This window comes from Methylobacterium sp. B1, from assembly GCF_000333255.1.
Lineage (GTDB): Bacteria > Pseudomonadota > Alphaproteobacteria > Rhizobiales > Beijerinckiaceae > Methylobacterium > Methylobacterium fujisawaense.
Window position 1 is genome coordinate 1 of sequence record NZ_BACT01000454.1, and the last position, 1535, is coordinate 1535.

The window sequence follows — 1535 nt, forward strand, 5'->3', positions numbered from 1 at the left end:
CTCGATCCCGTCGACCTCCGGGAGGCCGCCGCCGCGATGGCGAGGCTCCGGCCGGATCGCCAGGTGCGCCACGCCTTCAGGTCGAGTTCCGCCCGTTCCGGCGCGAGTTCGAAATCCGTGGGCCCGAACGCGGCCTCGAAGGTGAGGTCGCTGACCCCGCTCTCGATCCGAAGCTCGATCACCTGCATGCCGATCGCACGCGCGTGCAGCGACACCAGCCGAAGGGAGCGCAGGCAGACATCGAGCGGGGCGTTGCAGGTCTGGCGGGCCTCCATGAACAGGGCCCCCCGTCGCATGTCCAGGGTCAGAGCCCGCGAGGACCGGTCCGGGCAGCGCATGAGCGGGCCGTCCGGCAGGAGGATGCGGACCTGCGTCCAGTCGGGGGCCGGCACCAGTTCCGGAACCACGCTGTCGGGCGTCGGCGTGTCGAACAATCCGGCGACGTAGATCCGCGGCGGAACAGCCCGGCAGGCGCCGAGATGGGAAGCCAGCCCGCCCCGCACGCCGAGAAAGCCGTTGCTGAGGGCGAAGCGGGTTTCGAAGGTGCTCTCCCGCAGCAATTCGTATCCGGTCTCGCGCAGCAGCCAGGACGGATCGCCTCCAGCGATCATGTCTTCGGCCAAGGTGTCGGCCACGCTCATGCGGCATCTCCCGAAGACGGCGGCGCGATATGCTCGATGCAGATCTCGTCGAAACTCGTGACCACCCGGTCCGCCCCCGCTGCCCGCAATCCGTCGGCGTCGCCGAGGCGGGCGATGCCGATGGCCGTCATGCCGCCGGCCTTGGCGGCCCGGATGCCCACGGGGGCGTCCTCGGCCACGAAACAGCGGGCCGGGACGACCCGCAATTCGGCGGCGGCCAGCAGAAAGATCTCGGGGTCCGGCTTGCCGTGGCGCAGGGCGCGGCCGCAGATGCGGGCCGCGAACGCGTCGAGCAGCGTCCGGTCCTCGCTCAGCGGCACCGCGCGCATCATGGCCTCCGCGTTCTTCGAGGACGAGGCCGCCGCCAGAGGCCAGCCCCGGTCGGCGAGGGCCCGGACGAAGCGGAGGGCGTCCGGAAAGGCCGTCACGCCCTCGGCCGCAACGATCCGCTCGAGACAGCGCTGTTTCGCATCGGCGTAGGCCGACACGAGGCGCTCGGTATCCGGTAGACCCAGCGCGGCGAGGGCCGCGCGGGCCCCGTCGATCCGGGCCTTTCCGGCGACCTGCGCCTGATACAGGGCGGTGGTGAAGGGCCGGGGATCCGCGACGCCGGCGAGCGCCTCGCGCCAGGCACGTTCATGCGGGGACGCCAGCAGGACGCCGTCGACGTCGAAGATGAAGGCGGGGGCGCTCGGGCGGCGCGTGATCGGTGGAGGCCTCATCCCGTCGCTCCCCCGGCCGAATGGCACGTCCTGCGGATCAGCCATCTCCCTGTCGCGCCGAAGACCAGAACCGACCTGGCGTCGGCGCGGGAGAGCATCCGGCCGCCGATTGTCAGGAGCGCCAGTGACTTGCGGGCTGGGCCGGCCTCGAGCCCCTCCGGCGACCGATGCG

The 1535-nt window shown here is 71.9% G+C and carries 1 protein-coding gene and 1 pseudogene; both read right to left on the reverse strand.

Annotated features, from left to right (window positions below; genetic code table 11):
- Positions 1 to 641: pseudogene (locus tag I53_RS13235) on the reverse strand (glycoside hydrolase family 65 protein); the annotation flags it as partial.
- Entirely contained in the window at positions 638 to 1363 is a 726-nt protein-coding gene (locus tag I53_RS13240) for an HAD family phosphatase (protein ID WP_043351434.1), read from the reverse strand. The pseudogene I53_RS13235 and the gene I53_RS13240, both read right to left, overlap by 4 nt.
- Positions 1364 to 1535: the final 172 nt, after the last annotated feature.